Here is a 24761-nt window from a genome sequence, read left to right as displayed (position 1 = left end):
CAATCGCTGGCAACCCTGGGTAGTATTCCCATCGCAGCATAGATGGGGGTACGCATGCGGGGCGCGGTGCTTCACTACGACAAGGATCAGGACTACGGCTACATCAATGGAGTTGACGGCAAGCGTTACTTCTTCGTCCGTAACGATGTGACCCAAGGGGCGGCCCTCGTCAGCGGTGCCCTCGTCGAATTCCAGCCGGATGACGGCACGGCGCACAATATCGTCGCCGTGAATTCGACGACCTCGTCACCCCCCGGCCGTACCGCCGAAAACCAGCCCACTCGTTCCACGGGACTGTGGGCATACTTCCGGAACACGGTGAGCGTGAACTATTTCAATTTCAAAGGACGCGCCCGCCGCAAGGAATTCTGGGCCTTTTGGCTATGCTTTAATCTTGTGCTGATGGCGCTTCTTGGCTTCGGGATACTCGTCAATTTGGCCATCAACGGCTTCGGCATCAATGCGGGTAGGACGTCGATCGGATACCTACCCGCCGCTGTCTTCGTCTTGGCATTCGGCCTGCCATGGATCGCGCTTACCGTGCGGCGTTTGCACGATGTCGGCCTGAGCGGCTGGTTTGTCTTGCTCAGCTTCATTCCGGTTATCGGCGGGGTGGCCTTGCTGGTCTTGGGGCTTGCGCCGTCTCAGCTGGGCGAAAATCCCTGGGGGCGGATGCCGGCGGGCGTCAGGGTTTAGCCGCCTTCAGCGCCTCGCCTGAAAGCCTGAGGAAGACCTTCTGGCCGTGGCGCTCGGCGCCAAGCCGATCGTAGAAGCGCAGTGCGCCCTCGTTCCAGTCCTCGGTGGTCAGGTCGATGCGACCGATGCCTTCGCGCAAGCAATGATCGGCGAGAAAGCCGATCAGCGCCCGGCCGACGCCGGCGTTGCGAGCCTTCTCGCAGACGAACAGGTCTTTCAGGAACAGCAGCCGCTCAAGATCGATGCCTGGATGCGCGATCGCCACCGACGCCAGGCCGCTGACCTCGCCGTCGACGAAGGCGAGCCCGAAATGCGGATAGGCCGGGCTTTCCTCGCCAAGCCATTTGCGTGCAGCAGACAGGGCCCGGTCGACATCGAGAGGCGGCTGCCGGTAATGCTTCGCCATCTCGCACAATATGGCCGCCAGTGCCGCGGCGTCATCGATCGTCGCCCAGCGGACGTCGACCGCCATGGGGATCAGCCCAGGAACCTGGCGATGATCGCGTCGCCCATCTCGACCGTGCCGACCTCGGTCATGCCGGGAGAGAAAATATCCTTGGTGCGCAGGCCTGCGTCGAGCACGGCGGCGATCGCGCCTTCGACACGGTCGGCTTCATCGACCATGCCGAAGGAATAGCGCAGGCACATGGCGAAGGACGCGATCATGGCGATCGGGTTGGCGATGCCCTTGCCGGCAATGTCGGGCGCCGAGCCGTGCACCGGCTCGTAGAGCGCCTTGCGCTTCTTGGTCTTCACGTCAGGCGCGCCAAGCGAGGCCGACGGCAGCATGCCGATCGAGCCGGTCAGCATGGCGGCGATGTCGGACAGCATGTCGCCGAACAGATTGTCGGTGACGATGACGTCGAACTGTTTTGGCCAGCGCACCAGCTGCATGCCGCCGGCATCGGCCAGCATGTGGTCGAGCTTGACGTCTGAATAACGCGCCTTGTGGGTCTGGGTGACGACCTCGTTCCACAGCACGCCCGACTTCATCACATTGCGCTTTTCCATCGAGGTGACGTGGTTCTTGCGCGTGCGCGCCAGCTCGAAGGCGACGCCGGAAATGCGCTCGATCTCGAACGTGTCGTAGACCTGCGTGTCGATGCCGCGCTTCTGGCCGTTGCCGAGATCGATGATCTGCTTGGGCTCGCCGAAATAGACGCCGCCGGTCAGCTCGCGCACGATGAGGATGTCGAGGCCTTCGACCACCTCCTGCTTGAGCGAGGAGGACGCCGCCAGCGCCGGATAGCAGATGGCCGGACGAAGATTGGCAAACAGCTCCATGTCCTTGCGCAGGCGCAGCAGGCCGGCTTCAGGGCGAACCTCATAGGGCACCGCATCCCATTTCGGACCGCCGACGGCACCGAACAGCACCGCGTCGGCCGCCATCGCCTTTTCCATGTCGGCATCGGAGATCGCCGCGCCATGCGCGTCATAGGCGCAACCACCGACCAGCCCGTCCTCGGTGGTAAAACCGCTGCCGAGCTTGTCGTTCATGGCTGATATCAGTTTCTTGACCTCGGCCATGGCCTCCGGACCGATGCCGTCGCCGGGGAGCAGGAAAAGATGCTTCGTTGCCATGGAAAACCGTCCTGGAAAGAATTGAACCGGCGCTTTGCTAAACGCCAAGCGAGTTGCATGCAAGGGGAGGAAGAGCGCTGCGGCGCAGAACAGGTGTAGCTATGCCGCATGCCGCCGCGCCAGGCCTCTCAGAACCTGGGTTCCTCGCCCCCGCCAAAGGCGGGGGAGAGGTGGCCGCGAAGCGGCCGGAGAGGGGGCCTTCGTAGAGCACGGTCCCCCTCTCCGTCTCGGCTTCGCCGAGCCACCTCTCCCCCACTTTCGTGGGGGCGAGGAATCCAGGCTAAACCATCACCGATGCGAAAGAATGTTGACCAGCCGGCCGAACGGATCGCGCACATAGAAGCGGCGCACGCCCCAGGGCTCGTCGGCCGGTCCGTATTCGATGGCGAAGCCGGCGGCCTTCATGGCGTCAAGCGCCGCATCGACATCATCGACTTCGATGGAGAGGTCGGGCACCGGCGTGCCGGAGCCGCCTTGCGCCATGAAGCTGACCTGGACATCCATCTTGGCTTGCGAGCCGTAGGTGGCGATCCAGCCAAAATCCATCAGCACATCGAGGCCGAGCACGTCCTGGTAGAAGCGCTTCGCCGCCGCGACATCCGATGTCTCGATGTTGGCAACGATGCGTTGGACTTTCATCGTCGGCCCGCCTTTCACGCCGTGCGCCGCAGCGCCGTGACTTCGATCTCGATCTTCATTTCCGGTCTGTTGAGCTGGCAGACGATCATCGTCGCCGCCGGCCTGATGTCGCCGAACGTCTCGCCGAGGATCGGGAAGACGATATCCACGAAGGCCTGGTCGGTGATGTAGTAATGCGCCCGCACCACGTCGGCCATTTCGAAGCCGCCGTCCTTCAACGCCTTGGAAATCGTCGCCAGGCAATTGCGCGTCTGCGCTTCCACCGTCTCCGGCATCGTCATCGTCGCATAGTCGTAGCCGGTGGTGCCGGAGACGAAACACCAATCGCCCTGCACCACGGCACGCGAATAGCCGGCGGTCTTTTCGAACGGCGAGCCGGTGGAGATGAGTTTACGCATGGGTGTCCCTCGCAGAGTGGTGGTCATCTTGCAGGGAAGGTGTTGATCCGGCCATGGGCCAGACGGGAATGACAGTTGTCACCATGTGGCAAGCGCAACCTCGGAGATTAGCCAGAGCATCCCTCTCATCGTCATCCTATGGCGAAGCAAGGAGCGAAGCGACGCGGCGCAGACCATAGGATCCATGCCGCGACTTCAAGGCGTTGCAGCGGTTCAGAATTCTGCCCCGCCGCGCCCTGTGACCGCGATCACGGCATGGATCCTCGGGTCAAGCCCGAGGATGACGAAGGCGTGGTGGCCACCGCGGCGCGCGAAAAGGCTAATTCGCCGCCCCCAGCGCCTTGTCCAGCGCCTCCTTCACATCGGCCGGCCATGTCGCCACCGCCGGCCAGGCATCTGGCTCGGGCTTGTCGCCGCGGCGGGCGAAGTAGAGCTTGTGCTGGGCCGGGTCGACCGCCATGAAGCCGTCATTGCCGCCGCAGTCATGCGGCACGCAGCCGCTGGCGTAGAAGGCGCCCGAAGCGGTCTTTTCCGTGCCGCCGCCGACCAGCAGGCTGGTCGCCATGTCGGGCATGTCCTTGCCGAGCAGCGACTCAGCTAGCCTGTAGACAGCCTCGTTGTGGAAGGCGTCGATGATGTTCTGGTACTTTTCCGGATCGATGTCTTTCCAGTCCGTGCCGGGTTCCGGCATGTAGCTCAGATTGCCCGAAATCGTCAGCCCGTCGGTCGGCGACCACTGCAAAGCCGGCTTCTGATCCCCCGGCAACAGATAGGGCACGAAATAGATGGCGTTGTCGGACACCGCTGAAGGCGGTGCGCCGCAATCGTCCTGCTCGACGGTGGTGCTCTGGATGGTGCCGCCTTCCGGCTTCCAGACGATCACCGTCGCCGGCCCGCACTGATTGCCGCCATCGCCGACATCGAACAGCGCCACCTTGACGCCGCCGACCTCGACTATTCTGTCGAAGAAGACGTCATAGTTGGTGGCCAGCTGCTTGCCGTCATAGGCAAGCACCTTCTCGCCGTCCTGTTCCGGTTGGGTGATGGTCAGCGTGCCGTCCTCGAAGGGTACAGGCGCCTGCTTGTCGTCATCGGTAGCGTCGGCGGCGTCCGTGCCCTGGTCGGCGGCAGGCTTTTCCACCGCAGGCGGCGCGGCGGGCGTCTGCGTCTGGGCATGGCTCAAAGCGGCAGTCATCAGAAGAAGCGTCAGCCCGCAAGTGCCGGCAAGAAGCGAACGAGTCATGTCTGTCCCTCCACTCAGTCGCCACGAACCCGGCCTGAAAGCGGCCGGGCCTGTCTGTCCCGAGCGCGCCGCTCAGGCCCAGGGGCGCTGTTCGGCGTTGCGCTTCTCGAACGAAGCGATGGCGCCGGCCTTCTCCATGGTCAGGCCGATATCGTCGAGCCCGTTGAGCAGGCAGTGCCGCTTGAAGTCGTCGAGGTCGAATGTGACGACGCCGCCGTCGGGACCGCGGATTTCCTTGGCTTCGAGATCGACCGACACCGTGGCGTTGGAGCCGCGCGAGGCGTCGTCCATCAGCTTCTCGAGATCCTCGGGGCTGACGGTGATCGGCAGGATGCCGTTCTTGAAGCAGTTGTTGTAGAAAATGTCGGCGAATGAGGTCGAGATGACGCAGCGGATGCCGAAGTCGAGCAGCGCCCACGGCGCGTGTTCGCGCGATGAACCGCAGCCGAAATTGTCGCCGGCGACCAGGATCTGCGCCTTGCGGTAGGCCGGCTTGTTGAGCACGAAATCCGGGTTTTCCGAACCGTCGTCCTTGTAGCGCATTTCGGCGAACAGGCCGGTGCCGAGCCCGGTGCGCTTGATCGTCTTGAGATAATCCTTGGGGATGATCATGTCGGTGTCGACATTGACGATCGGCATCGGAGCGGCGACGCCGGTGAGCTTGGTGAATTTTTCCATGGCTTTTGCCCGTGTTTTCGTTGCGGGGGAATTTGCTGAGGCCCGGTTTACACAAAGCCGGCGGCAAATAAAAGGCAACTGTTTGTGCACGGTGGCACAAGCCGGCCCGATGGTGCAGTCTGGCGGCCATGGCAGAAAATTCGCACGTCCTCTATGCACGCGAGGCCGCGCTCGACATCGGCGAATTCCGTCGCGTGCTGGTCGAATCCGGCCTCGGCGAGACACGACCGGTCGATGACGAAGCACGCCTGCGGGCGATGCTGTCGGGCGCCAATCTGGTGCTGACCGCGCGTCTCGACGTCGAGGGCAAGCCGCTGATCGGCGTTGTCAGGGCGATGACCGACTTTTCCTGGGTCTGCTACATCTCCGAACTCGCCGTTTCCCAATCGGCGCAGGGCCTCGGCATCGGCAAGGGCCTGATGGACGAGGCGCGCCGGCAACTCGGCCCGTCCGTCGCCATCAGCCTGATCTCCATGCCCGACGCCGTCGGCTTCTACGAACGCATCGGCATGAAGCACATGCCCGACGCCTTCTGGTTCGGCCGCAAGGGCTGACGTTCCTCACAAAGCCGTGACATTTCTGATGGCCTCGGTCGCTTGACATGCAACCAAATGGTTGCATATTAAAGCCATGAGCATGGATGCCGTCTTTCGCGCCTTGGCCGACCCGACCCGCCGGCAGTTGCTGGACAGTCTCCATGCCAGGAACGGGCAGACGCTGAACGCGCTGTGCGCCGAGATGGAGATGACGCGCCAGGCGGTGACCAAGCATTTGGCGATCCTTGAGGAGGCCAACCTCGTCACCACCATCCGCAAGGGGCGCGAGAAGGAGCACTACCTCAACCCCGTTCCCATCAACGAGATCGCCGACCGCTGGATCGGCAAATTCGAACGTGGGCGGCTGACCGCCCTCGGCGATTTGAAGAAACGCCTCGAAAGGGAAGACTGATGAGCAACAAGTTCGTGTACGTGACCTACATCCGCACCACGCCCGAAAAACTCTGGGAAGCGCTGACCGAGCCGGAGTTCAACCGGCAGTTCTTCCTTTGCTCCTATCAGGTGAGCGAGTGGAAAGTCGGCTCCAGCTGGAAGCTGATGTTCCCGGACGGGAGTGTCGCCGACAGCGGCGAGATCCTCGAGATCGATCCGCCCAAACGCCTGGTCATCAAATGGCGCAACGAATGGATGCCGGAGGTCAGGGAAGACGGCTACACACGCTGCACCTTCACCATCGAGCAGGATGGCGAGTTGATGAAGCTTGCCGTCACCCATGAGGCAGACGGCCCGCACAGGCTGATCGGCAACGTCGCCAAGGGCTGGCCGCTGGTGCTGTCCAGCCTGAAAAGCCTGCTCGAAAGCGGCAAGGGTTTTGAGCGCCCGCCGTCCAAGGGATGAAGGATCATTTCGATACCGAAACAAACTTTGTCCGGAGGCGTCCATGATGCACGTTCCCAAGGTGCAAAGCATGACCAATGGCGAGACGATCATGGCATCCGCCGAGATCGAAGCGCCCGCGGAACGCATCTTCCGCGCGCTGGTCAGCAAGGAGATCGAGCAATGGTGGGGGTCCGCCGGGACCTACCGTATGGTCGACTGGTCGGCCGACCTTCGCGTAGGCGGCCGCTGGACAGTTGTCGTCAGGACGGCCAACGGCAGACACCTGCCGTCGAGCGGCGAATTCCTCGAGATCGAAGCGCCACGCCGACTCGTGCAGACGCGGGCCTATGCATGGGACCATCCTACGCTTGGCCGCCGGCAAACGACGGTCGCCTGGTTGCTGCAGCCGATCGCCACCGGCACGCGCCTCACCATCTGCCACGGCGGCTTTGCCGGGCTGAGCGAAGCGGCCACCGAGCATGCCGAGGGTTGGGGACGGGTGCTGGGCTGGCTGCAGGCTTATTTGAGTGCAGCTAGTCGAGCGGCAGCTTAGACAGTAGGTCGAAGGTGGTGATCCTTGGCGCCCCCCTCTGCCCTGCCGGGCATCTCCCCCACGAGGGGGAGATTGGCAGCTTGGGCCGCCCGCTCATTCCTGCAACGCTGGCGATTGGCTAAAGCCGAAGTGACGGCCGATCTCCCCCATGTGGGGGAGATGTCCGGCAGGACAGAGGGGGGCGCTGTCCCGCCAGCCTTCAAAGGAAACCTTCGCGCCAGCCCCTCAAATCACATTCAATTCCCGGAACGCCCGTCCTTCCGCGACGCGCCCATAGCCAAACGCCGAGCAATCCACCGTCCGATAACCCCCATGCACGATCAGCTCGGCCAGCGCCTTGCCCACCGCCGGCGCCTGCTGCAGGCCGTGGCCGGAGAATCCGTTGGCGAAGATGAAGTTTAGCACCCCGGGATGCGGTCCGATCACCGCGTTCTGGTCCAGTGTGTTGTAGTCGTAGTGGCCAGCCCAGGCGCGGGTCGGCTTGATCGCCTCAAAAGCTGGAATGCGGGTTGCCAGCGCCGGCCAGATCACCTCTTCGAACAGCGGCCAGTCGACATCGAAATCCCCGAGGGCGGCCGGGCCGTCGCCCTCTTCCGGTTCCGCGCCGCCGGTGAGGTAGACCGAGCCTTCCGGGCGCACATAGATACCGGAGGGGTCGACCAGCAGCGGCATGTCGGCGTATTTCTCGCGCGCCTCGAAGACGAAGACGTTGCGCTTGCGCGGCTCGACCGGCAACGCCAGCCCGGCCATGGCGGCGACCTTGCCGGCATTCGGCCCGGCGGCGTTGATCACGGTGCCGGCTTCCAGCACCTCGCCATTGTCGAGGCGGACGCTGCTGACACGGTCGCCCTGCCGCTCGATGCCGGTGACATCGGCGGTGATGAAATCGACTTTCTTCTGCCGCAGCGCCTTGCGGAACAGCATCAGCATCGCATGCGCGTCGAACCAGCCCTCGCCGCTGCGGCCATAGGCGCCGGCGGTGATGCCCTCGGCCGACAGCCACGGGAAGCGGCGCACCAGCTGCTCCGCGTCCTCGAGCACGATGTCGGCGCCCTCGGCCATCTGCGCGTCGTGATTGGCCTTGAGGATCGGCAAGCCGTTCTCGCCGGCAAGGATGAGATAGCCGCCTTCGCGAAAGCCGATATCGGCATCAGTGCCGAACTCTTCCTTCAGCCGCCGGAACAGCTTTAGCGTGAACTGCGACAGCCGGATGTTTTCCGGGATCGAGAATTGCTGGCGGATCGAGGCCAGGGACAGCGTCGTTGCCGCATGCGCAAATTGCGGATCGCGCTCGACCAAGGCGATCGAACCGGAAAACCCTTCCTCGCGCAGATAGTAGGCAACCGAGGAGCCGACGATGGCCCCGCCGACGATGACGATGTCGTAGCGCATTTTTTCTCCGATCCGGCCGATGGCATCCTTCACGCCACCGGCAAAATGATCTCGAAGCGCGTGCCGCGCTCGCTGTCAACCAGCCGGATCATACCATCATGCGCTTTCAGGAGGGCCAGCACGATGCCGAGGCCCATGCCGGTGCCGCCGGTAGAGCGCCGCGTGGTGAAGAACGGCTCGAAGATGCGCGCCCGGTTGCTGGGTGAAATGCCGGCGCCATCGTCGCTGACCAGGATGCTCGCCTTGCCACCGGCGCTCGCAGCGGCAATCGAAACCTGCGTCGCGCCGTGCCTGGCCGAATTGTCGATGAGATTGGCCAGCACGATTGCGGCATTCTCGGCCGATATGCGCAAGGCCAGATCGCCGCCGGCCTCCACGCGGACCGCCAGCCTGGTGTCGACGGGCAGCAGCGCCAGTGCCCCACCGATCGAGGTGCTTTCGCCGCTCGGCGCCAGGTTTTCGGCGCGCGCCAGATCGAGCAGGCGCCGCACCAGCAGATTGAGCCGTCCGGCATCGGTGACGATGTTGTTGGAGAAACGCCGACGCTCCGTATCGTCCATCGCGCTACCTGAATCGCGCAGCAGCTCGGCCGCGCCCTGGATCGCCGTCAGCGGCGATTTGAGCTCGTGCGAGACATGGGTGGCGAAGGTCTGGATCGAGTCCGAGCGCGCCTGCAGTTTTTCGGCCATGTCGAGGAAGGCGGCGGAAAGCTCCGCCATCTCTCGAGTGCCGTGATGGTCGAGCGGCCGGATCGCCGCGCGATCGCCGGCGGCAATACGCTCCGTGCGATCGATCAGCGCATAGATCGGCCGGCTGACGGTGCGCAGGAAGACGAGGCCGATGAGCAGCGTGCCGCCGAGAATGGCGATGGCCGCCAACGTCACCTTGCCGCGTTCGCCATAGAGATGCTTGATGATGTTGTTGGGCGTCCGCGACACATAGACGACGCCGGCGACCTTGCCATCAACGGCCACCGGCAAGGCGACGAAGACACGGACCTTGGTGCCGCGGCTGACCGAATAGAGCGGTGGCGCCGGCTGGTCGGGAATGCGCAGCCTGAGCGCGCTGGCATAGCGGCCGGCAAGTGCGGCGCGCACCTCTTCAACGTCGGCGAGTGATTGTCCGACCTCGCCGCGCCCGGCAATGACGACGCCCCGGGGATCGAGCAGCCGGAAACCGGCCAGCGTGGTTTTCTGCGTCGCGTCGAGAATGCCGGACAGGCGCGCGCCGATCGCGGCGAAGGCGGGATCGGCGGTGGCTGGTATCGCCGCCGGCCGGGTCGGCAGCACATAGTCTGAGGCGAGATCGAGGCTCGGTTCGATCGGCCTGTAGAGCGGGTCAGGATTGACGCTTCGGCTTGAATCCCCGCTTGGCCCCGGCATCGGCGCGCCGAGTTTTTCCGCGGCAATGCCGGCGTCGCGCACATCCTGCGCATAGATGGCGGCGATGGCCGCCCCTTGCGCGATCAGCTCAGCTTCGGTCTGGCGGATCAGCTGGTTCTCGTAGAGCCGAAAGAAGAACAGGCCGACCAGCGGCAAGGCCATCACCAGGATCAGGATGGCGACGACGACCGTGGCAAGCCGTGGCCGCCATTTGCGGCCGATCCATTTGCTGGACGTCGTCAGCCGCATCGGCCAAGCCGGAAGCCGACGCCATGCACCGTCTCGATGACATCAGGGCAACCCACCGCCGCCAGCTTGGCGCGGATGTTGCGGATATGGCTGTCGACGGTGCGGTCGGCGACATGGATCTTGCCTGCATAGGCGCTGGCCATCACCGCGTCGCGGTCGAGCACATGCGTCGGCCGCGCCAGGAACCCTTTCAGGATCGAGAACTCTATCCCCGTCAGGGCAAGCGGCCTGCCGTCGAAGCTGGCGGCGTGGCTGGCCGGCGCCAGAGCCAGTTTGCCATGCGTGAACTGCCTGTCGTCGATCGGCTCTGGCGCCACCGGGCGGGCGCGTCTCAGGATGACGTTGACGCGGGCGACCAGCTCGCGCGGGCTGAACGGCTTTGTCACATAGTCGTCGCCGCCCATTTCGAGCCCGAGGATGCGGTCGATCTCCTCGTCGCGCGCGGACAGGAACAGCACCGGCACATCGGATGTGTGCCTGAGCCGCCGGCAGACCTCCAGCCCGTCCATCTCCGGCATGCCGATGTCGAGCACGACCAGGTCGGGCGCGCGCCGTTCAATCGCCTGCAAGGCGGCGGCGCCGTCGGCCACCCCAAGCGTTTTCATGCCGGCCTTCTCCAGCGCAAAGCAGATCACTTCGCGGATGTGCGGATCATCGTCGGCGACGAGGATGTGATGCGGCATGGATCAGCGGCCCGGCATGGAAGGTTCGGTAGCGTCAGGAACCACGAACGGCCCCCTGGTGTCGAGATATCCGAGCAGCCGCCAGTCGCGAAAGCTCCAGGCCCGCCAGTTCTGCTGCAGGGTGCGATACCAGCCTTCGTCGCTGCCGCGCCGCCCCGCCAGCTCACGAACAACCGGGTTGTTGGCGGCAGCCGTCCGGCTCTGATGATCGAGGAAGCGGTCGAGGGCCGGAAACGCGCCCGGGCCGAGCGAGCGCACATACCAGGCGTCGAGGGGAATGCCCTGGCCGGTCATTTCGAGGGAGTGGTCGACATTGTAGTTGGCGATCGTTGCTGCGAAATTGATGAAACTGCCGGCATAAAGCGTTAGAGATAACGTCAGAAGATTGGCGGACAGCAGCCATTCATTGGATTTTCTAAGCGCGATGCGGGCAATAATCAGGGCAAGGCCTGATGCGACCAGCCCCATCCAGACGAAGGCGGCGACGCGCCAGTAGGTCAGCGCATAGATGCCGATATAGAGGTCGAGCCGCAGGATCGACGAGATGACCAGCATGATGTTCTGCGCCACCCAGGCATAGACCAGCCGGCGGATGAGCGGATCGGCCGATGTCTCGCTTCCGGGCTTGAGCGCCGCAAGGACAAAACCGGCGGCAAGCAGCGCGGTGACGATCAAGGGATAGGCGCCGCGATGCGCGTAAGACGCGTAGCTCAGCCCGTCGGGAAGGGCGGCCCCGCCCCACAGATAGGCGGCGTCGAGCGCCGTCTGCAGCGCAAACAGCATGTTGAAGATTATCAGAGCGCGAAGAATGGCGGCCTTGCCGAACAGCATGTCCTCGATGGTGACGGTTTTGTCTGTTTGAGCGCTGATATCAGCCGGCGCCGCGCGCGGCATGCGGCGCACCAGGCGCGGCAGGCGTGGCCGCAGAAAAGCCCAGACGCCGGCGAGCACGAACAGCCAGAAGGCTATCCGCGCCAACTGGATGAGATCGAGCAGCCTCAGAAGGTCGATCAGCGACAGCCAGTAGTCGATGACCGGATTGGCGGCGCCGAACAGCGCCAGGAAGACCGCGCCCAGCGTCAGCGGCATCACCCAGACGGCGATCGCGGCGAGGCGGACGCGGCGCCGGCCGAAGCGCCGCGCCGTCTTGCGCCAGCGGATGAAATCACTGGCGAAGCGGAACGGCGCCGCCAGCAAGAACAGCGCGATCTGTCCGGCAATGCGCGCGATGCCGTGCCGCAGACGCCCGCTCAGCGAAAGCGCGAAGATGACCAGGGCCGCCAGCGCGATCGACACCGAGAGGGCGCTGACGGTCTCGGCCAGCGGCAGCAGCGCGACAAGCAGGGCGGCGGGCTTGAGCCAGACCCTGCCGTCGCTGAAGGCCGCCGGGTGCACGGCGACCACCGCGGCGGCAATCAGCAGGGCGAACAGGAAAACCGTGATCCCGGCGGGCTGGCCGTAGAACAGAAAATCCGCAAGTGCTGCCAGCAGCATGGCGACACCGAAGCGGCTGCAATAGCTCGGCGCGGCGGAGAACAACGCTGTCATGACCTGATCTTCCTGATGGCTTCCAGCCGAATCGCCGGCGGGCTCTTGCGGGCAAAAGGGATGAGGATCGCCGTCGGATTCGCGCGCGGCGGATCGGCCAGCCACCAGCCTTCGCTGAGCAGCCGATGAGGCAGAAGGGGTTTTGCTCGCTTGTGCATGCCGCCTGTTTCGCAGGCCGGCGGGGAACCGGCAGGGCGGATCCGAGGAGGTTTTCGGCAGGCGTGTGCAGTTTTCGTGCAGAGGCCGAAGCTGCCAATCTCCCCCCTTGTGGGGGAGATGCCCGGCAGGGCAGAGGGGGGCGTGAAGGATCGCCAACCTCGGTTACTCTGCTACCGCTGAGGACAGCCTCAGAGTGCAATTGCAATCAATGAGAGGTCAGCAGGACAGCGCCCCCCTCTGTCCTGCCGGACATCTCCCCCACAAGGGAGAGGGTGGGCGCACAGCCCTGCGCCGTCTTGCCTCGACCAACCACACGCGGCATAGATCACCTATGGAAACCTATCGCCCGCGCCGCTCTGTGCTCTACGTCCCCGCCTCCAACGACAAGGCCTTGGCCAAGATCGCGCAGCTCACCTGCGACGCAATCATCATCGACCTGGAAGACGCCGTCACCTCGGCCGACAAGATTTCCGCGCGCGAAAAACTGGCCGGCATTTTCGCCAACCGCCCGGTTGGAAACCCTATTGGCAAGCGCTGCGAGATGGTCGTGCGCATCAATGCGCTGGCCAGCGAGTGGGGCGCCGACGACCTGCTGGTTGCCGCGGGCTGCGAGCCCGACGGCATCCTGTTGCCCAAGGTCGACACGCCGCGCGACCTGCTCGAAGCCGGCGACATGCTCGACGACAATTTTGCCCCTGACAGCGTGAAACTGTGGGCGATGATCGAGACGCCCAAGGCGTTGCTCAACATCGGCGCCATCGCCGAGCTTGGCCGCGATCCGGCCTCTCGATTGGCTTGTTTCGTTGCCGGAACGAATGATCTGGTCAAGAGCACCGGCGTTCTGGCGACGCCTGACCGGCGCTATCTCGTGCCATGGCTGATGCAGATGGTGCTGGCCGCGCGCGCCGGCGGCATCGACATGCTCGACGGCGTCTCCAACGATTTTCGCGACCTCGACGCTTTCGCCCGGGAATGCACGGAAGCCGCGGCCATGGGGTTCGACGGCAAGAGCCTCATCCATCCGGCCCAGATCGAGGCCGCGAACCGCGCCTTCGCGCCGTCCGCGGAAGCCGTGGCCGAGGCGCGCCTGGTCAGGCAAGCCTACGCGCTTCCGGAAAACGCCCGCAAGGGCGTGATCGCGCTGAACGGCAAGATGGTCGAGCGGCTGCATCTGGCGCAGGCTGAAAAACTGCTGGCGAAGGCCGCCGCCATCGGCGCATGATCGAGCATGATCCCGAAAAGTGGGAACCGGTTTTCTCGGACAAACGGTCCGTTTGTCCAGAGATCATGCTAAACTAAAAACCGGCCAAGCTTATTCACGACAGGACTTGAGACATGAAACTCTACCGCTTTCTGACCGGCCCGGACGACGCCAGCTTCTGCCACAAGGTGACGGCGGCGCTGAACAAGGGCTGGCACCTGTTCGGCTCGCCGACCTATGCCTACGACAAGAAAGCCAAGACGATGCGCTGCGGCCAGGCCGTGGTGAAGGATATCGACGGTCAGGAATATGGGCCGGATACCAAGCTGAGTGATTGGTAGGAGACAGCGCTTTGGATGCGTAATTAGGCAGCCTCGGCAATATCAAGACGCACGGTAAGTCCGGCCTGTGCCGCAAGGTTGATCAACGTATCCAGACTGAAATTCGCGATCCTGCCCCGCAGGAGGTCGCTAAGCCGCGGCTGCGTGATTCCGAGCCGGTCGGCTGCTTCGGCCTGGGTAATTTTCCAGCTCCGCACCCGCTGCTCAATCGCGATCAGCAGATTGGAGCGCATGGTCATGTTGGCGGCCTCGGCCGGAGTATCTTCCAGCGCGTCCCACACGTTTTCAAAGCTCTGACGTTCCATCGTCACGCCTCCCTTCGTCATCCTAGGGCGTAGCAGTCGCAAAGCGATTGCGGAGACCCTAGGATCCATGCCGTTACCTCCGCCGAGGGTCATAGCGGATCAAGATTAGGGCCTATTTCGCCGAACCGGATGGTAAGCTTTCAGTGCTGCACCGCCGGAGCACTGTACCAACATCACGGCATGGATCCTAGGGTCTGCGCTGCGTCGCTTCGCTCCTTGCTCCGCCCTAGGATGACGAAGGTGTGGGCTATTCAGCCGCCTCTTCGATCTTCTCCATATCATCGTCCGACAGGCCGAAATGGTGGCCGATCTCGTGGATCAGCACATGGGTGACGATGTCGCCCAGCGTCTCTTCGTTCTCGGACCAGTAATCGAGGATGGCGCGGCGGTAGAGCGTGATGCGGTTCGGGCCCTCGCCGGTCTGCGGATTCCAGCGTTCGGCGATGCCGCGCCCCTCGAACAGGCCGAGCAGGTCGAACGGCGTTTCCAGCGACAGGTCGTCCATGATCTCGTCGGTCGGGAATTCGGCGATCTGGATGACGATCTCGCCGGTCAGCTTGCGAAAATCCTCCGGCAGATGGGCGTACGCCTCCAGCGCCAGGAACTCCATTTCGTCCATCGAGGGCGAGAGTTCGTCATGCCAGGTGCGGGTCTTGTAGATGCGGGCCATGCTTTGTCCTTTGATCCCGGCATATAGGCTTTCGCACCGGAATCGGCAAATGACACGGGCTGATGCGCCGGCGCCATCCAGGCAGAGAGGAATAAATTCCCTATGAGTCTGCTTGACTCTTGGGTTCCCCTCTGGAATCCTAGGGAACATAACAGGAACAATTGTAAGTGGAAGCTGACCGTCATGGCGATGACCGCCGTGGCGCGGGAGACTGTTTTTGCCCTGCGCCGCCAGATCGCGAAAATCGAGGGGACGCTGCCCGAGCGCTTGGCTGCGCCGGCCGCCGCGCCCCTAGATGCTGACGTCAACACAGATCTCACAATCGTCCGGCGCGGCATTGCTGCGGCGTTGCCGGATGCGTTCCTGCCCATCGGCGTCGGGCGCCTCGATGCCGCCCTGAGCGGCGGCCTGCCCAAGGCCGCCTTGAGCGAAATCCATGGGCTTGAGACCCGCGATGCCGGGGCCGTCGCCGGCTTTGCCCTGTCGCTCATCAGCCTGATCCTCAAGCAAACGCCGGGGTTGCCGGTGCTGTGGATCGGCACGACGGAGATCTTTCGCGAGGCGGGCTTTCCCTATGCCAGGGGGCTTCATACCGCGTTCGGCATCGAGCCGGAGCAATTGCTGTTTTCCGAGGCGCCAAGGCTTGTCGATGCGCTGTGGGTCGCCGAGGAGGCGGCCCGGATGACGGCGCTCGCCGCGGTCATCCTGGAAATTCGCGGCAATCCGCAGCGGCTGGACCTGACCGCGACACGACGCCTGCATGCAAGGGCGCAAGGTGCCGGCCGGCCGGTATTCCTGCTGCGGCAGGCGGCCGAGCCCGAACCGACGGCCGCCCCCGTCCGCCTCATCGTCGCCTCGGCGCCGGCAGCGCCGCGCGGCACCATCGCCGGGCCGCTCGCCGGCTCGATCGGCCGCCCGGCCTTCACCATCACCATCGGCAAGAGCCGCACGGCCCTGCCTGGACAATTCACACTGGAGTGGAACCCCGATGAACGCGCATTCGACGAAAGAACGGGCGACGAAAGAAGGGGCGAGGGAAGAGAGCGGGCAAAGAATCCTGTCCCTGTGGTTTCCCTATCTGGCAGTGGAAAGGATCCTGCGGCAGCGTCTGGGGCGATCCTGGCGTTCCCGGCCGTCGGATCATCTGCCGCCATCTCACCCCCGCTCGTGATCAGCCATCGCGACCGCAACGCGCAGCGCATCTCGGCCCTCGACGAGCGGGCTGAAGCGCTGCACCTGAAGCGCGACATGGGCATCGCCGATGCGCGCGCCATGCATCCGTCGATCGAAATCGTCGAGGCCGATCCGGAGGCCGACCACCGCCTGCTCGAAGGCCTTGCCGACTGGTGCGACCGCTACACGCCGCTGGTGGCGCTGGACGGGGCAGACGGCCTGTTTCTCGACGTCACCGGCTGCACCCATCTGTTCGGCGGCGAACGCGCCATTCTGGACGACATCCTGTCGCGTTTCTTCCACCAGGGTTTCGATGTCCGCGCCGGGCTTGCCGCGACACCGGGAGCTGCCTGGGCGGCGGCACGCTTTTGCGGCGACCGCATCGTTGTATCAGGCGAGGAGGAAGCGCTGCTGGCGCCCCTGCCACTGGCCGCACTGCGCATCGAGCCGGCGACTCGCACCAGCCTGGAAAGCGTCGGCCTGCGCACGGCGGGCGCCGTCATGGCGGCACCCCGCGCGCCGCTCGCCCGCCGCTTCGGCGCCTTGCTGCTGCTGCGGCTCGACCAGGCGCTTGGCCGCCTCGACGAAGCGGTGTCGCCGCGCCTACCCGTCGCGCCGCTTTCGGTCGAACGCCACCTCGCCGAACCCGTCACTCTGACCGAGGACATCGAACGGCTGGTGGGCATGCTAGCAGCGACTTTGAAGGTCGACCTCGAGCGCCGCGGCGAGGGCGCCAAGACGCTGGCGCTGCTGCTCTTTCGCGTCGACGGTGCCGTCAGCCGCATCGCCATCGGCACCTCGCGGCCGCTGCGCGAACCCATGCTGATCCAGAAACTGTTCCATGAGCGGCTGGCCGCACTCGAACAGGATATCGATGCCGGCTATGGCTTCGATCTGGTGCGGCTCTCGGTGTTGGCATCAGCCGCCTTCGACATGCAGCAGGCTGATCTTGCCGGCGAGGTGACCGACGACGGCGCCGATATCGCGCTGTTCGCCGACCGCATCCGCGCCCGGCTCGGCGAGGGCGCGGTGCTGCAGCCGGTCGTCGTCGAAAGCCATCTGCCGGAGCGTGCCGTCGCCACCATCCCCTTCACCGAGGCCCCGCGCCGGACCACGCCGCCGAAGAAGCCGGACAGGCTGCAGGCGCCGATGACCATTTTCCCGCCGGAGCGGCCGATCCGGCTGTTCCGCTCGCCCGAACCCATCGACGTGCCGGCCACCGAAATGCCGGAGGGGCCGCCGCTGAACTTCCGCTGGCGGCGCGCTCTCTACCGGGTCACCCGGGCCGAAGGGCCGGAACGCATCGCCGCCGAATGGTGGCGCGAGACGCCAAGCGACGAGGCGGCATCGACGCGCGATTATTTCCGCATCGAGGATGCCGACGGCCGCCGCTACTGGCTCTACCGGCAGGGCCTCTACGGCGGCGCCTCGCAAGTCCCGCCGCGCTGGTTCCTGCATGGGGTTTTTGCATGAACGCGCTGACCGTCATTCCCTATGCGGAGTTCGGCATCCAATCGAATTTCTCCTTCCTGCGCGGCGCATCCAAGCCGGAGGAGCTGGTGGTCGCGGCCAAGCTCCTGGGTTTCTCGGCGATCGGACTTGCCGACCGCAACACGGTGGCCGGCGTGGTGCGCGCCTGGCAGCAGGCCAAGGTCGAGAAGCTTTCCTATCATCCCGGCTGCCGGCTGGTTTTCGGCGACGGCACGCCGGACATTCTCGCCTACCCCCAGGACCGCAAGGGCTGGGGGCATCTCTGCCGCATGCTGACCCAAGCCAATCTGCGCGACGAGAACGAAAAAGGCGCCACCCTTCTCCAGCGCAGCGACTTGCTTGAATGGGGTGACCTGATGTCGCTGGCGGTCCTGCCCGGTCTGTCGGCGGGCGCGCCAGACAGTCTCGCTTTGCTTCGAGAACTCAAGGACCGCTTCGGCAGGAACCTGCGGCTTGGCGTTTCGCCCGACTATGCCGGCAATGACCGTTTCCGGATCGAGCAGGCGGCCGCACTTGCCGAGAGTGCCGGCATTCCGCTGATGGCGACCAATGACGTTCTCTACCACACGGCCGAACGGCGCCCGCTGCAGGACGTGCTGACCGCGATCCGCCTCAACACCCCTGTCGCCGAGGTCGGGCTGCAACTCACCGCCAATGCCGAACGCCATCTGAAGCCGCCGATGGAAATGGCCCGCCTGTTCCGCCGGCATCCGCAGGCGCTGGCCGAGACCTTGCGGTTTGCGCAAGAGCTGACCTTCTCGCTGAGCGACCTCCAGTACAATTATCCGGACGAGCCGACGGAATCGGGCCTCGGGCCGCAGGCCGAGCTGGAACGGCTGGCGCGGGAGGGAGCGGCCAAACGTTATCCGGCGGGTGTGCCGGCTTCGGTCATCAAGCGCATCGAGGAGGAGTTGGCTCTCATCGAGCGCCTCAACTACGCCCGCTATTTCCTGACTGTATACGACATCGTCAAGTTCGCGCGCAGCAAGGACATTCTCTGCCAGGGACGTGGATCAGCCGCCAATTCGGTCGTCTGCTTCTGCATCGGCATCACCGAAGTGGGACCGGAAAAAATCGATTCGCTTTTCGAGCGCTTCATTTCCGAGGAGAGAAACGAGCCGCCAGACATCGACGTCGATTTCGAGCACGAAAAACGCGAAACCGTAATCCAGTACATCTACGAGAAATACAGCGGAAAGCGCACAGCACTTGCCGCCGCCGTCATCAGCTACCGCGGCCGTTCGGCGCTGCGCGAAGTGTCGAAAGCGATGGGCCTGTCCGAGGATGTCAGGGCATCGCTTTCCGGCTCGATCTGGGGTTGGTCGACATCGGAGCTTGGCGAGAAGGAAGCCCGCGCCGGTGGCCTCGACCGCACCGACCCGGTGTCGAGGCACGTGATGGAGCGTGCCAATGAGATCATGGGCTTCCCCCGCCATCTGTCGCAGCATGTCGGCGGCTTCGTCATCACCCGGGACCGGCTCGACGAGATCGTGCCCATCGTCAAGACGGCGATGGACGAGCGCAAGATGGTCGAATGGGACAAGGACGATCTCGACTCGGTGAAGATCCTGAAAGTAGACGTGCTGGCACTCGGCATGCTGACCTGCCTGCAACGCGCCTTCACTTTGCTCACTGAGCATTATCCGAAGGCGAGGGACCCGTATGGGCAGCCCTATGTGCTGGCCACCCTGCCGCCGGAGGACAAGCAGGTCTACAAGATGATCTGCCGCGCCGACACGCTCGGCGTCTTCCAGATCGAATCGCGCGCCCAGATGTCGATGCTGCCGCGTCTCAAGCCAGACAATTTTTACGATCTCGTCATCGAGGTGGCGATCGTGCGGCCGGGCCCGATCCAGGGCGACATGGTTCATCCCTATCTGCGCCGCCGGCAAGGCAAGGAACAGGCCGAGTATCAAAAGCCGGAGCTGGAGGCGATCCTCAAGAAGACGCTTGGCGTACCGCTGTTTCAGGAGCAGGCGATGAATATCGCCATCGTCGCCGGGGGTTTCAAACCGGGCGAAGCCGACGAACTGCGCCGCGCCATGGCCACCTTCAAGCGCACCGGCACCATCGGCAATTACCGAGACCGTATGATCAATGGCATGGTCGGCAAGGGCTACACGAAGGACTTCGCCGAGCGCTGCTTCAAGCAGATCGAGGGTTTTGGCGAATATGGCTTTCCCGAAAGCCATGCTGCTTCCTTCGCCCTGCTCGTCTATGCCTCCTGCTGGTTCAAGACCTTCTATCCCGACGTGTTCTGCGCCGCGATCCTGAACTCGCAGCCGATGGGGTTTTACCAGCCGGCCCAGCTCGTGCGCGATGCACGCGACCATGGCGTCGACATCCGCGACGTCGACGTCAATTTCTCGGTCTGGGACTGCACGCTGGAGGAATTCCCTTTCGATCCGGCCCGCATCCTCCCTCGCCACGCCGAAATGCGCGGTGTCATCCAGACAAATCATGCGGTTCGGCTCGGCTTCCGGCAGATCAAGGGTCTGTCGAAGGAACGCATGGAGGCTTTCGTCGAGCGGCGCGGTTCAGGCTACTCAACCGTCCGGGATGTCTGGCTGCGTTCCGGCCTCGATGTCGGCGAGATCGAAAGGCTGGCGCAGGCCGACGCCTTCCGTTCGCTTGGCCTCGACCGCCGCGAGGCGCTGTGGGCGGTGCGCGCGCTCGACGGCAAGAGCGCCGCCGAAAGGCTGCCGCTGTTCGACCAGCCGGCGCTCCGCCTGCGCGAGCTCGAACCCGAGACGAAGCTGCCCAAAATGCCGCTTGGCGAGCATGTCATCCACGACTACCGCTCGCTTGGCCTGTCGCTGAAGGCGCATCCGGTCGCCTTCCTGCGCGAGCGGCTCGACCGGGCCGGCGTCACGCCCAATGCGAACCTGCCTTCCGTGCGCGACGGCAGGCGTGTCTCCGTTGCCGGCCTCGTGCTGGTGCGGCAGCGCCCCGGCAAGGGCAACGCCATCTTCCTGACGCTGGAGGACGACAAGGCCGTCGCCAACGTCATTTTCTGGCAAAGAACCTTCGACCGCTATCGGCCCATCGTCATGGGAGCACGGTTCGTGAAGGTCACCGGGAAACTGCAGTCGGAATCGGGTGTGGTCCACATCGTCGCCGAGAAGATCGAGGATCTGACGCCTTGGCTGACCGTGCTGCTGGAGAAGGTCAGCGGGGCCGCACCGGCGGTTGGCGGTCCTCCGGAACACGCTGCCAGGGGACGCTCCAATCGGCCAGCCATAGAGAACGCGCCGATCCGGCAGGACATCGCGACGCTGTCGGAAGAAGCGGAACAGGTCATGCCGAAGGGCCGGAATTTTCAGTAGGCATGGCCATGCCAAGAGCGGAACGAAAACGAGCGACGGCGATCCTTCGCGCCCCCCTCTGTCCTGCCGGACATCTCCCCCCACTTGGGGGAGATCGACAGCTTCGTCGTCCGGCCTGTCTTCGGCGTTCAAGATTGGCGAAAGCGGAAATGACGGCCAATCTCCCTCCTTGTGGGGGAGATGCCCGGCAGGGCAGAGGGGGGCGCTGCCCCGCCAGCCTCTGGCAAACTTCTCTGCCTCTTACGAAGGCCCACCCAAACGTGGCGGCGGCGGCGCCAGCACATCCTCCACGGAAAGCGTCCGCGCCTCCGAGGGCAGCATGATCGGGATGCCGTCACGCACGGGATAGGCGAGCTTGGCGACCCGCGAGACCAGTTCGCCACGTTCCGGATCCCAGGCCAGTGGCCCCTTGGTCAGCGGGCAGGCAAGCAGTTCCAGCAGCTTGGGGTCGACATTGATTTTCTTCCCGTCACGTCCATCCGCCGCCATAAGATTCTCTTCCCAGCCAGTTGCGGGCCTAAGATGTGTTGAGATTCAGGTCAGGCCGAGTCGAAAATGGTGGGTTCCGAGAACCGGAGCGGAGCGTACTTTTCGTACGTGAGCACCGGAAGCGCAGGAAGCCGCCATTTGCAGGCCGGTGTCACCTGAATATCGGCACATCTTACTGCAAACTCGACCCAAAATCCTCATTCTCGCGCGCCAGCGCCATTTCGGTGATGGCGATCAGCGTTTCGGCCCGCGTCTTCAGATCAGCTGCTTCAAGCAGCGCCTGTTTCTCGGCCGGCCCGTAAGGCGCCATCATCGACAGCGCGTTGACCAGCATGGCATTTTCGGCCCGGCTGACGCTTTCCCAATCGGCTTCCAGATCGTTGGCCTGCAGATAGGCGCGAAATGCCTTGAGCAGCGATGGCCGGTCGATCTCGTTCGCCGCCTGGTCCTCGTCGAGATCGGCAAGGAAAGCCGCCGGCTTACACTGGCGAAACGGCGTCTTGACCGTCAGTTCGTGGGCAATGCGGAACCGGCACACGCCCTGCAGCGAAATCAGATAGCGACCGTCGCCGGTTTCGGAAAAGGCAATGATGCGCCCGGCGCAGCCGACATTGCAGAGCTCCGGCTCGCCGTCGTCGCGCAAGGCGCCGTCGAGACTGGGCTGGATGACGCCGATGAGCCGCGAGCCGGCAATCGCCTCGTCCACCATCTGCAGATAGCGCGGTTCGAAGATGTTGAGCGGCATGCGGCCTCCCGGCAGCAAAAGCGCACCCTCGAGCGGAAAGATCGGGATCGTCGACGGCAAATCCTTGGCGAGCCGGTAATGCGCGTTTCCCGCTTGCACTTCATTCCTCCGATCGCGCCATCAAGAAGCGCGTCAATTCCCTGTCCTGGAGCGGTTCACCGTTTCACGGAAACGCTCTATCCCTTTGTTTTTATGCATGTCGTCCTCCCAAAACCGGGGTCCACTTTTGGCGACATGCATTAATCTGGCGCAGTCGTCGCCGACGCCAAGCCCGTGCGGCAAAACAACCGGAAACCGGCTCAGGAAAACAGCAACGCCGACAGTTTGCGGCGCGCGCCAAGCGTCGCCTCGTCGGTCATGCCCCAGGCCTCGAACAGCTGCAGCAATTGCGTCCTGGCGCCGTCCTCGTTCCAGGCGCGGTCGGCCTTGATGATGGCCAGCAGATTGTCTGCGGCCGCCGTGCGGTCGCCATTGGCGTTCTGGATCATGGCCAGATCGAAGCGTGCCTGATGGTCTTTGGGGTTTTCCGCCAGACGCCGCTCGAACTCGGCCGGGTTGCCAAGCGCTGCCGCTTGCGCGGCCAGCGCCATCTTGGCGCGCAGGGCGGCCAGCGGCGGCGCATCCTTCTTGGCTTCCGGGGCTGTTGCCAAAAGCGCCTCTGCGCCTTCCGTGTCGCCGGCCTCGAACAGCAACTCGCCCAGCCCGGCGATCGCCTCGATCGTCTCCGGCGCCTGCGCCAGGACGGCGTCATAGATGTCGGCCGCGGTCTGCATGTCGCCGGCGTCGCGCGCCTCGGCCGCTGCGGCCAGCGCCTCGGCCACCGGCGGCGCGCCATCGCCCTTGCCGCCGACCTTGGTGATGAATTCGTTGATCTGGCTCTCCGGGATGGCGCCCATGAAGCCGTCGACCGGCTGGCCGTCCTTGAAGGCGATGACCGCGGGAATCGACTGGATGCCGAGCTGGCCGGCGATCGAGGGATGGTCGTCGATGTTCATCTTGACCAGCTTGACCTTGCCGCCGGCGGCCTTCACCGCCTTCTCCAGCTGCGGCGTCAGCTGCTTGCAAGGTCCGCACCACGGCGCCCAGAAATCGACCAGCACCGGCTGGCGGCGCGATTCCTGGATGACGTCGGCGGCAAAAGCCGCTGTCGTCGTGTCCTTGATGACATCGGCCGGGGCCGCGGGCGCATCGCCAAGCGCGACTTTCGCCGGCGCCGGGGCGGTTCCGCCATACTGCACGGACGTGGTGTACTGGCCGCCACTGCCGCCAAAGGGGCCGCCAAACGGATTGTTGTCGCTCATCTCTTTACCCTTCCGTGGCGCGGCCGGCCGGCAGCCAGGCGCCACATGCTTCAGACCATCTGACTCAAGCCATCCATGTGGCGATCACGTGGAGACTTTCAAGATAGCAGCATCGTGCCCGGTTGCCTCGACGAATTTGATCAGGTCGCCCGCCGCGATCGATGTCGTCGCCTCATTGGTCAGCGGATGCCCATTGATCACCGCATGCTCCATCAAATCCTTGTCGAGCACGAGCTTGACCCTGTTTGCCGTATCGTTGATGACGCCAAAGACCGTGACAGCACCCGGCGTGACGCCGAGCAGCTCCATCAGCATCTCCGGTCTGCCGAAGGAAACGCGGCTGGCGGCGCCGATCACCTGGTGGATCTGCTTCAGGTCGACAACCGCGTCCTCGTCGACGGTGACCAGGAAGAAATTGTCCTTCTTGTCCTTCAGGAACAGGTTTTTCGTGTGCCCGCCGGCGATTTCGCCACGCAGCGCCTGCGAATCGGCGACCGTATAGAGAGGCGGATGGCGTTTCGTCGAGGCGGCAATCCCGAGTTCGGCAAGAAAGGCAAAGAGTTCGGCTTCGGTCTTCGGCATCGGTTTCGTCTTCGTCCCGTTTTCTCAAGCCCATGTTTCAGGCCCATGTTTCTCAGGCCATGCCGTTTACGGCCAATGAGGCCGCCGACACAAGACCGTCATGCGACATCACGATGAGCGGCACCGCCCTTCGCGGTGGCGCCCCCGCCGCCAGCCACTCACGCACCCGCCACCGTGCCGACGGCTTTGCCGGCATCGCTTGCCGCATCGCAAAAAAGCCTGCGATTTCCCTGTTGCAATCGCCGCGCTCTTCAGCCATATAGGCCCGGCTTGCGGCCAAGACGCCGCGCGAGCGGGTGTAGCTCAGGGGTAGAGCACAACCTTGCCAAGGTTGGGGTCGAGCGTTCGAATCGCTTCACCCGCTCCAAATCTTCTTTAGATTTGAAAAGCACAAAGGGCCCGGGTGACCGGGCCTTTTTGCTGTCTGGCGTCGGGGAAACGGAACACGACGTCACAACTCTCGCCGATCCGCGCCGGGCGTCCGTCGACGGCGCTATCCAGATAGATCCGGCACACGATTGGTACGCTCGCGCCCGAGGATACTGATTCGTACTCGAAAC

At 64.2% G+C, this 24761-nt stretch carries 25 protein-coding genes, 1 tRNA gene and 1 pseudogene; 11 read left to right on the top strand and 16 right to left on the bottom strand.

What is annotated here, in order from left to right; genetic code table 11:
- The first annotated feature begins 54 nt into the window (after positions 1-54).
- Positions 55-696, top strand: a complete 642-nt coding sequence (locus tag HB777_30520) for a DUF805 domain-containing protein (protein ID QND67853.1) — start codon at positions 55-57, stop codon at positions 694-696.
- Here HB777_30520 and HB777_30515 read toward each other — a convergent pair.
- From HB777_30515 to leuD, 6 genes are all read right to left on the bottom strand, one after another.
- Positions 686-1168 carry a GNAT family N-acetyltransferase gene (locus tag HB777_30515; protein ID QND67852.1) on the bottom strand — a complete coding sequence of 161 codons (483 nt, stop codon included), beginning with the start codon at positions 1166-1168 and terminating at the stop codon, positions 686-688. The two genes, HB777_30520 and HB777_30515, sit on opposite strands and share 11 nt — an antisense overlap.
- Before the next feature lie 5 nt (positions 1169-1173).
- The gene (leuB, locus tag HB777_30510; GenBank protein ID QND67851.1) at positions 1174-2277 is read right to left on the bottom strand and encodes a 3-isopropylmalate dehydrogenase; all 1104 of its coding nucleotides are present in this window, start codon (positions 2275-2277) and stop codon (positions 1174-1176) included.
- A 288-nt stretch (positions 2278-2565) separates the two neighbouring features.
- Positions 2566-2916: a glyoxalase gene (locus tag HB777_30505; protein ID QND67850.1), complete on the bottom strand. Its 351-nt coding sequence runs from the start codon at positions 2914-2916 to the stop codon at positions 2566-2568.
- 14 nt (positions 2917-2930) lie between these two features.
- On the bottom strand, positions 2931-3314 hold the full coding sequence (locus tag HB777_30500; GenBank protein QND67849.1) for a RidA family protein: 384 nt from the start codon (positions 3312-3314) through the stop codon (positions 2931-2933).
- Between the two features lie 319 nt (positions 3315-3633).
- Entirely contained in the window at positions 3634-4557 is a 924-nt protein-coding gene (locus tag HB777_30495; protein ID QND67848.1) for a hypothetical protein, read from the bottom strand.
- A 72-nt stretch (positions 4558-4629) separates the two neighbouring features.
- Positions 4630-5235 (bottom strand): 3-isopropylmalate dehydratase small subunit, encoded by a 606-nt coding sequence (leuD, locus tag HB777_30490; GenBank protein ID QND67847.1) that lies wholly within the window; start codon positions 5233-5235, stop codon positions 4630-4632.
- Between the two features lie 128 nt (positions 5236-5363).
- Here leuD and HB777_30485 point away from each other — a divergent pair, with 128 nt between their 5' ends.
- The 4 genes from HB777_30485 to HB777_30470 all read left to right on the top strand — a co-directional run bounded on the left by HB777_30485 (position 5364) and on the right by HB777_30470 (position 7164).
- Positions 5364-5789, top strand: a complete 426-nt coding sequence (locus HB777_30485) for a GNAT family N-acetyltransferase (GenBank protein QND67846.1) — start codon at positions 5364-5366, stop codon at positions 5787-5789.
- A gap of 76 nt (positions 5790-5865) precedes the next feature.
- Positions 5866-6183 carry a helix-turn-helix transcriptional regulator gene (locus tag HB777_30480; GenBank protein ID QND67845.1) on the top strand — a complete coding sequence of 106 codons (318 nt, stop codon included), beginning with the start codon at positions 5866-5868 and terminating at the stop codon, positions 6181-6183.
- Complete coding sequence (locus HB777_30475) at positions 6180-6629, top strand: ATPase (GenBank protein QND68954.1); 450 nt, start codon at positions 6180-6182, stop codon at positions 6627-6629. The genes HB777_30480 and HB777_30475 overlap by 4 nt, the downstream gene beginning before the upstream one ends.
- A 43-nt stretch (positions 6630-6672) precedes the next feature.
- Positions 6673-7164, top strand: a complete 492-nt coding sequence (locus tag HB777_30470) for an SRPBCC domain-containing protein (GenBank protein QND67844.1) — start codon at positions 6673-6675, stop codon at positions 7162-7164.
- A gap of 225 nt (positions 7165-7389) precedes the next feature.
- Here HB777_30470 and HB777_30465 read toward each other — a convergent pair whose 3' ends face one another.
- Genes HB777_30465 through HB777_30450 form a run of 4 tightly spaced genes read right to left on the bottom strand, consistent with a single transcriptional unit; the run spans position 7390 to position 12418 of the window.
- The gene (locus tag HB777_30465; GenBank protein QND67843.1) at positions 7390-8556 is read right to left on the bottom strand and encodes an FAD-binding oxidoreductase; all 1167 of its coding nucleotides are present in this window, start codon (positions 8554-8556) and stop codon (positions 7390-7392) included.
- Between the two features lie 29 nt (positions 8557-8585).
- Complete coding sequence (locus tag HB777_30460) at positions 8586-10187, bottom strand: HAMP domain-containing protein (protein ID QND67842.1); 1602 nt, start codon at positions 10185-10187, stop codon at positions 8586-8588.
- Positions 10178-10870, bottom strand: coding sequence for a response regulator transcription factor (locus HB777_30455; GenBank protein QND67841.1), 693 nt, complete (start codon positions 10868-10870; stop codon positions 10178-10180). Before HB777_30455 ends, HB777_30460 begins: the two co-directional genes overlap by 10 nt.
- A 3-nt stretch (positions 10871-10873) precedes the next feature.
- The gene (locus HB777_30450) at positions 10874-12418 is read right to left on the bottom strand and encodes a DUF4173 domain-containing protein (protein ID QND67840.1); all 1545 of its coding nucleotides are present in this window, start codon (positions 12416-12418) and stop codon (positions 10874-10876) included.
- 490 nt (positions 12419-12908) lie between these two features.
- Between HB777_30450 and HB777_30445 the strand changes: the two genes are divergently transcribed.
- Both HB777_30445 and HB777_30440 read left to right on the top strand, forming a co-directional pair.
- Positions 12909-13799, top strand: a complete 891-nt coding sequence (locus tag HB777_30445; GenBank protein ID QND67839.1) for a CoA ester lyase — start codon at positions 12909-12911, stop codon at positions 13797-13799.
- A 113-nt stretch (positions 13800-13912) separates the two neighbouring features.
- A complete protein-coding gene (locus tag HB777_30440; protein ID QND67838.1) occupies positions 13913-14119 on the top strand; it encodes a DUF1737 domain-containing protein in 207 nt (68 codons plus the stop codon).
- 23 nt (positions 14120-14142) lie between these two features.
- Here the strand turns inward: HB777_30440 and HB777_30435 are convergent, their stop codons facing one another.
- Positions 14143-14424, bottom strand: a complete 282-nt coding sequence (locus HB777_30435) for an XRE family transcriptional regulator (GenBank protein ID QND67837.1) — start codon at positions 14422-14424, stop codon at positions 14143-14145.
- A 247-nt stretch (positions 14425-14671) separates the two neighbouring features.
- Positions 14672-15094: a metallopeptidase family protein gene (locus HB777_30430; protein ID QND67836.1), complete on the bottom strand. Its 423-nt coding sequence runs from the start codon at positions 15092-15094 to the stop codon at positions 14672-14674.
- A 183-nt stretch (positions 15095-15277) separates the two neighbouring features.
- On the opposite strand from HB777_30430, the pseudogene HB777_30425 reads away from it, so the two are divergent.
- The 3 genes and pseudogenes from HB777_30425 to HB777_30415 all read left to right on the top strand — a co-directional run bounded on the left by HB777_30425 (position 15278) and on the right by HB777_30415 (position 21084).
- Positions 15278-16320: pseudogene (locus HB777_30425) on the top strand (hypothetical protein).
- Positions 16262-17740 carry a DNA polymerase Y family protein gene (locus tag HB777_30420; protein ID QND67835.1) on the top strand — a complete coding sequence of 493 codons (1479 nt, stop codon included), beginning with the start codon at positions 16262-16264 and terminating at the stop codon, positions 17738-17740. Before HB777_30425 ends, HB777_30420 begins: the two are co-directional and overlap by 59 nt.
- Positions 17737-21084, top strand: coding sequence for an error-prone DNA polymerase (locus tag HB777_30415; GenBank protein QND67834.1), 3348 nt, complete (start codon positions 17737-17739; stop codon positions 21082-21084). Before HB777_30420 ends, HB777_30415 begins: the two co-directional genes overlap by 4 nt.
- Before the next feature lie 240 nt (positions 21085-21324).
- Here the strand turns inward: HB777_30415 and HB777_30410 are convergent, their stop codons facing one another.
- The 4 genes from HB777_30410 to HB777_30395 all read right to left on the bottom strand — a co-directional run bounded on the left by HB777_30410 (position 21325) and on the right by HB777_30395 (position 24201).
- Positions 21325-21573 carry a Trm112 family protein gene (locus HB777_30410; GenBank protein QND67833.1) on the bottom strand — a complete coding sequence of 83 codons (249 nt, stop codon included), beginning with the start codon at positions 21571-21573 and terminating at the stop codon, positions 21325-21327.
- Positions 21574-21745: 172 nt separating this feature from the next.
- Complete coding sequence (locus tag HB777_30405) at positions 21746-22417, bottom strand: LON peptidase substrate-binding domain-containing protein (protein ID QND67832.1); 672 nt, start codon at positions 22415-22417, stop codon at positions 21746-21748.
- Positions 22418-22617: 200 nt separating this feature from the next.
- Complete coding sequence (gene trxA / locus HB777_30400; protein QND67831.1) at positions 22618-23619, bottom strand: thioredoxin; 1002 nt, start codon at positions 23617-23619, stop codon at positions 22618-22620.
- Positions 23620-23703: 84 nt separating this feature from the next.
- Positions 23704-24201 (bottom strand): prolyl-tRNA synthetase associated domain-containing protein, encoded by a 498-nt coding sequence (locus tag HB777_30395; GenBank protein QND67830.1) that lies wholly within the window; start codon positions 24199-24201, stop codon positions 23704-23706.
- 292 nt (positions 24202-24493) lie between these two features.
- On the opposite strand from HB777_30395, the gene HB777_30390 reads away from it, so the two are divergent.
- Positions 24494-24568, top strand: a tRNA-Gly gene (locus HB777_30390).
- Positions 24569-24761: the final 193 nt, after the last annotated feature.

Source organism: Mesorhizobium loti, from assembly GCA_014189435.1.
In the GTDB taxonomy this organism is placed as follows: domain Bacteria; phylum Pseudomonadota; class Alphaproteobacteria; order Rhizobiales; family Rhizobiaceae; genus Mesorhizobium; species Mesorhizobium loti_G.
This window is presented reverse-complemented; position numbering and strand designations above follow the sequence as displayed.